Genomic DNA, 5,370 nt, shown 5'->3' with positions numbered 1-5,370 from the left:
CAGTCCTTTTGCGTAGCACCCGTGGCGTTTAGTTTGCCTTTTTGCGCGAGCGCTAGATTTTTGATAAATTTAAACTCGCCGTCCCTGCCTAGGCGGTAAAGTGCCGGAGCCATCCCCTCCTCGCAAAGCACGAGCTCCAGGCGCGGGCCGTAAACGACGTAGGCTGCGGCTTTTAGATTTTGCGGCGTTAGCTCGTTTTCGTAAATGCCAAAAATCGAGCCGATAGAAAAATTTACGTCCACTAGGCTAGAGCCGTCTAGCGGATCGTATGCGACGATAAATTTCGCACTCTCGTTTAGCGCCAGCATATCCTCTTTTTCTTCGCTAACGAGCGCTTTTACGCAGGCTAAATTTGCAAACTCGGCCGTGATGATCTCGTCGCTCCTCACGTCTAGTTTTAGCTGCGTGTCGCCCGTGGCGTTAGCGTGACCCGTATAGCCTAGATCGGCGTATTTTATCTCTTCGCCGATTTTTACGGCGATCTTTTTAATCGTTTCGAAAATTTCGTTCATTTTAACACCTTTGCGTTTTTTAGTATCCACTCGCAGATAGCCTGCGTATCGTCTAGATCAAAGTTTGGCTTATCTATGACGTAGTCTCTTTTGTAGCTTGCGATCGCGTTTGAAAAGCTAAGATAATCCTCGTTTATCTCGTCCTTAAACACGCTAATGCGCGGTAGCGGCAGGGTCTTTAGCCCCTCAACTAGTAGCAAATCAAACTCGCCAGCCATCATTACGACATCCTCCACGCTCTTGCTCTCCTGCGAGAAAAAGGTCGTGCGCGTCGGGCTCATGACTGCGACCTCGGCGCCTATTTGGCTAAATTTGTAGCTATCCTTGCCCTCGACGTCAAACCTCGCCTTGTCGCCCGGGTCGTGCTTGATGATTACGACTTTTAGCCCGTCATCGATAAATTTTTTGGCGACCTTTAAAATAAGCGTAGTTTTGCCGCTATTTGAAGGTCCGGAAAACGCCATCGCCGCTTTTTTCATTTTTCTCCGAATTTTTGAAATTTACGCGAATTATAGCAAATTTAGGCTTTTTAAAAGCAAAATTTATCTAAAATAGCACCAAATTTAAAGAGGTATTAAAATGAAAAAGAGCGTATTTTTTTTAAGTTTTATTTTGGCGTTAGCTGGCTGTGCGGATAAAAAATATATCCACGAACCATTAAAAAACGAGCTTTTAGCCTACACTAGCAAATCTGAAATCATAGATGCCAAGACGAATATCCTAATCGTAGCAACCTATCTAAATCCGATCTATAGCGAGCTAATCGATGAACAAAAAAGAGAGAAATTCGTCGTGGCCGTGCATCCCAAAGAAGCTAAAATTTTAGACGAGAGCTTTAGCGCAAACGGCTCGCAGCGAGGCATCATGGTTAGACGCCTGACCGCCAACGATCCGCTTTTAGAAAAAGTGAGCTTTGAGGTGCCGTGGGCTCAGTATTTTGAGGTCAGCACCCCAGAGATCAAAAGCGATAAAATCAACCTTACTTTCGAAATTTATCCGTCAAAGAAGGCGTCTTTAAGCTTTCAAAAAGTGTCGAAATCGATGTACTGGAACGGAGAAGCTTTAGGTAAATAACATAGTTTGCTAGTACCTTTTTGCCGTAGTCGCGGCTCTCGGCGAAGGGTACTAGCTCCATGGATAAAAACGGCTCGTATTTTCCTTCGTTAAAAAGGTCGCCTCGCTGAAGCATCTTTTTAGTAAAGCCGATACCGCCGTTATACGCGTAAGCGACGAAGAGCGGATGATAGAGGTATTTCTCCAAATAATTTAGATGATGATCCGCAAATTTTAACGCAAGGCGCGGGTCAAACATATCGTCTTGGTCAAAATTTGGGATTGCAAGCTCTTTTTTGCCGATGTGATTAGCTAAAAACGGCATAAACTGCATCATACCAAGCGCGTAAGAGGTCGAGATGACGGCCGGGATAAAGCGGCTTTCTTGCCTGCCGATCGCATAAAGAAGCGCCTTTCTAGTCGCGTTTACTTCCTCTAGCTCATCAACAAACGGCATGACGAAGTAACTATCCTTGTAGCCGCTTGCTTTTTCCATCAGGTAGGCATACTGTCCCAGCGTTTCTTTGGTGTTAAAGGCCTCAGAGTGCTTTGCTGCGTCCTGCGCACTCATCTCTTTTATCATTTTAAACGTCTTTTGCCACAAAAACGGGTCTTTTATGTCGTAGTCAGCTACCTTTTCTTTCGTAGGCGTCGGAGAGACGATATTTGCGGCCGGACTTGCGCCCGTTAGCTCGTTTGCATAAAGCGTATAGATATTTACGTCGCGGCTTTGATTTAGCTTATCAAGATAGATTGTATTTTTACTTAGTAGATACAGCCAAAACACTGCGTTATCTTTGCGGTCCTGCCTATCAAATGCCGCCTCGGCTCTAGCAAAAAACCTCATCGCATCTTTTGGCAAATTTAACAAAACCGCGTTTATGCCGAGCATAAAGGCGTCCTTGCCGGCAAGCTCGGTTTCTTTTATCGCGAGAAAATTTTGTCTAAATTTGGCCGATTTTTTATCGATTATCAAATCGTTTGCTAGAGCGTGAAACTCCTTTTTCGTCGCGAGTAAATTTATAAAATTTGCGTCAAATATCTTATCAAATTTATCCTTGTGCGAAGACTGTTTAAAATAAACCAAAAACGCGTCCGTATCGTTAAATTTAGCAAATTCGTCCTCTGGATGCTTCGCGTTTAGGGCGCTAAGGCGGCGGTAAAGAAGCGGATCGGAGTCTTTAAATTTATCCGCCAGCTTTTGCCTAGTTTCCTTCTTTAGCTTCATCATAAAAGGCACTCTAAGGCGCTGTTTTTGGCAGGTTACGTTTGCGTCTAGGATATTTTTCGCGCTTACGCTATCGCATACGTCTTTAGCTTTTTTAGGCGGTAGGATTACGGCTAGCTCTTTTGCCAGCACGCCTGCTCGGCGAAAGACGTCTTTGTTTAAAATTTGCGCCTGCTCCTTGGTGTAGTCGCCTTCGGTTAAAAGACGGTAAAAGTAGTAATCCTTAGCAAGCCCCTTAGGCTCGTCTTTTATCTCCTCAAAACTCTTAACTCCGCCAAACGCCGCCGCCGCAAAAATCGCGGGCAGGATAAATTTAAGCAGCGTAAGCAAACATAAGCCTTACGAAAAATCTATCTATAAACTGAAGCGACAAAAGCACGATAATAGGCGCTATATCTATACCGCCAAAAACCGTCGGTATCACGCGGCGGATAGCGGCATAGACGGGCTCGGTGAGGCGGTAGAGCAGCTGCACGATAGGATTATAGGGATCGGGGCGCACCCAGCTTATGATCGCTGCGCCTATGATGATCCACGTGTAGGCGCTGATAACGATATGCAGAATACTGCCGACTGCTTCTAAAAATACCGAAAATATCATCGTAAAATTTCCTTTAGATACGGTTTAATGAGCGGATATAGCTCGCTAAGCTCGGGACCGTGTTCGGCGCCCGTGAGCAAAATTCTAAGCGGCATAAAAAAGCCTTTGCCTTTTAGTCCGGTCGCGTCCATGAGAGCTTTTTTTAGCTCGTTAAATTCACCAAATTCGCTCAAATTTAGCGAATTTACAGCAGCTTTTATCGCCTCGCAACCCGCCTTAAACTCATCTGGAATAAATTTGCTCGCGAAAATCGCATCGACCTTGGCCTTTATCTCGGCTAGCAGGCTGCTTTCTTGAGTGTAAAATCTAGCTATCGCCGCAAATTCTGGCTTTATACCCATTAGCGCGGCTAGTCTTGCGTCGCTTGCTCTTTTGATGTGTTCGCGGTTGATGTGCTCAAGCTGCTTGACGTCAAATTTGGCCGGAGACGCCGAAACCTTCGAGATATCAAACCACTGCGCGGCTTCTTCTATTGTAAATATTTCAACCGGTGCTTTGTAGCCAAGAGAAACGATATAGTTTGCGATGGCTTCAGGCATAAAGCCTTGCGAGAGTAGCCATTTTACGCTACTTTCGTTCTCGCGTTTGCTCATTTTTTTGCCCTCGACGTTTAAGATGATAGGCAGGTGAGCGTAGTTTATCTTTTGCGTGTAGCCTAGACCCTCGCGGATGAGGTCTTGCTTTGGCGTGTTGCTGACGTGATCCTCGCCGCGGATGACGAAGGTTACGCCCTCTAGCATATCATCGACCGCGCAGGCGAAGTTATATGTCGGCGTAAAATCAGCGCGCATAATCACAAAACTATCGACGTTTTCAGGCTCGAAGCTGATCTCGCCCTTTATAGCATCTTTAAATTTCATCGTGCCTAGCGGCTTTTTCATGCGCACGACGAAAGGCTTTTGGTTATTTAGCACTTCGTTGTCGCTTAGGTGCTCGCATGTGCCGTCGTAGCGGTAGGCTTCGCCTCTAGCCTTGGCGGCTTCTTTTTTAGCCTCCAACTCGCTTTCAGTGCAAAAGCACGAAAACGCCTTTTTATCTATCAAAAGCTTTGCCGCAAATTCGCGGTGAAATTTTAAATTTTTACTTTGATAATAAAGCGTGTCCCATTTGATGCCGAAAAGCTCCAAAATTTCTAAAATTTCCTTGTCTTTCCCGGGGATATTGCGCTCCTTGTCGGTATCCTCGATGCGGATGATAAAGCCGCTTTTATCCTGGAGCGAACAGACGTAGTTTAGGATCGCAACCCTTAAATTTCCCAGATGCATATCGCCTGTAGGCGACGGCGCAAAACGATACATTTTTATTTCCTTATTGATTTTTGGGGCGATTATAGCATTTTTGGCATTTAACCTCGCTTTTTTATCTTTTGTGAAGCTAAAATAAATATAATTGATATCTAAATTTTAAAATTTAAAGGAAAAAGATGAGTTTCATCAAGGAATTTAAAGAATTCGCAATGCGCGGCAACGTCATCGACATGGCCGTGGGCGTCGTGATCGGAGGGGCTTTCGGTAAGATCGTTAGCTCGCTAGTGGGCGACGTTATCATGCCAATCGTAGGCGTACTAACCGGGGGCGTAAATTTTACGGATTTAAAATTTACGCTAAAAGACGCAGTCGGCGATACGGCTGCCGTAACCGTAAACTACGGCTCGTTTATACAAACGATGGTCGATTTTACGATTATCGCGTTTTGTATTTTCTGCGTCGTTAAGGCTATAAATTCGCTCAAAAAACCAAAAGTCGAGGAGCCAAAATCCGAGGAGCCTGCGCCGGTACCTGAGGACGTCGCGCTTCTAACCGAAATCAGAGATCTTTTAAAAAAATAAATAAGAGCGCAAATGCTAGAGCAAATCCCGTTTTTTCAGGGGCTAAACGAGGCCGAGCTAAAAAGGCTAGAAGATATCAGCATCCTAAAAAAATATAAAAAAGGCGAATTTTTATTTATGGAGGGCGAGGAGTCAAAGTGGCTCCACC

Annotated in this window: 6 protein-coding genes and 2 pseudogenes; 3 read left to right on the top strand and 5 right to left on the bottom strand. The window is 45.0% G+C overall.

Features of this window, described 5'->3' with window-relative positions:
- Positions 1 to 512 (bottom strand): annotated as a pseudogene (locus Q0546_RS11290) (fructose-bisphosphatase class I); the annotation flags it as partial.
- Positions 509 to 991: a molybdopterin-guanine dinucleotide biosynthesis protein B gene (mobB, locus tag Q0546_RS11285; RefSeq protein ID WP_298056314.1), complete on the bottom strand. Its 483-nt coding sequence runs from the start codon at positions 989 to 991 to the stop codon at positions 509 to 511. The pseudogene Q0546_RS11290 and the gene mobB, both read right to left, overlap by 4 nt.
- A gap of 100 nt (positions 992 to 1,091) precedes the next feature.
- Between mobB and Q0546_RS11280 the strand changes: the two genes are divergently transcribed.
- Positions 1,092 to 1,586 carry a lipoprotein gene (locus Q0546_RS11280; protein WP_298793106.1) on the top strand — a complete coding sequence of 165 codons (495 nt, stop codon included), beginning with the start codon at positions 1,092 to 1,094 and terminating at the stop codon, positions 1,584 to 1,586.
- Here Q0546_RS11280 and Q0546_RS11275 read toward each other — a convergent pair.
- Genes Q0546_RS11275 through gltX form a run of 3 tightly spaced genes read right to left on the bottom strand, consistent with a single transcriptional unit; the run spans position 1,492 to position 4,692 of the window.
- Positions 1,492 to 3,123, bottom strand: coding sequence for a lytic transglycosylase domain-containing protein (locus Q0546_RS11275; protein ID WP_298793105.1), 1,632 nt, complete (start codon positions 3,121 to 3,123; stop codon positions 1,492 to 1,494). The two genes, Q0546_RS11280 and Q0546_RS11275, sit on opposite strands and share 95 nt — an antisense overlap.
- Positions 3,107 to 3,394 carry a YggT family protein gene (locus tag Q0546_RS11270; protein ID WP_297940707.1) on the bottom strand — a complete coding sequence of 96 codons (288 nt, stop codon included), beginning with the start codon at positions 3,392 to 3,394 and terminating at the stop codon, positions 3,107 to 3,109. Before Q0546_RS11270 ends, Q0546_RS11275 begins: the two co-directional genes overlap by 17 nt.
- The gene (gene gltX, locus Q0546_RS11265; protein WP_298793103.1) at positions 3,391 to 4,692 is read right to left on the bottom strand and encodes a glutamate--tRNA ligase; all 1,302 of its coding nucleotides are present in this window, start codon (positions 4,690 to 4,692) and stop codon (positions 3,391 to 3,393) included. The genes Q0546_RS11270 and gltX overlap by 4 nt, the downstream gene beginning before the upstream one ends.
- Before the next feature lie 125 nt (positions 4,693 to 4,817).
- Between gltX and mscL the strand changes: the two genes are divergently transcribed.
- Positions 4,818 to 5,222: a large-conductance mechanosensitive channel protein MscL gene (mscL, locus tag Q0546_RS11260; protein WP_298793101.1), complete on the top strand. Its 405-nt coding sequence runs from the start codon at positions 4,818 to 4,820 to the stop codon at positions 5,220 to 5,222.
- Positions 5,223 to 5,234: 12 nt separating this feature from the next.
- Positions 5,235 to 5,370 (top strand): annotated as a pseudogene (locus Q0546_RS12025) (Crp/Fnr family transcriptional regulator); the annotation flags it as partial.

This window comes from uncultured Campylobacter sp. (assembly GCF_937997465.1).
Classification (GTDB): domain Bacteria; phylum Campylobacterota; class Campylobacteria; order Campylobacterales; family Campylobacteraceae; genus Campylobacter_A.
The sequence above is the reverse complement of the archived record's forward strand: the minus strand, read 5'-3'. Positions and strand labels throughout refer to the sequence as shown.

Coding starts and splice junctions, on each gene's coding strand:
- mobB (WP_298056314.1), bottom strand. CDS start 991: ATGAAAAAAGCGGCGATGGCGTTTTCCGGACCTTCAAATAGCGGCAAA.
- gltX (WP_298793103.1), bottom strand. CDS start 4,692: ATGTATCGTTTTGCGCCGTCGCCTACAGGCGATATGCATCTGGGAAAT.
- mscL (WP_298793101.1), top strand. CDS start 4,818: ATGAGTTTCATCAAGGAATTTAAAGAATTCGCAATGCGCGGCAACGTC.
- Q0546_RS11270 (WP_297940707.1), bottom strand. CDS start 3,394: ATGATATTTTCGGTATTTTTAGAAGCAGTCGGCAGTATTCTGCATATC.
- Q0546_RS11280 (WP_298793106.1), top strand. CDS start 1,092: ATGAAAAAGAGCGTATTTTTTTTAAGTTTTATTTTGGCGTTAGCTGGC.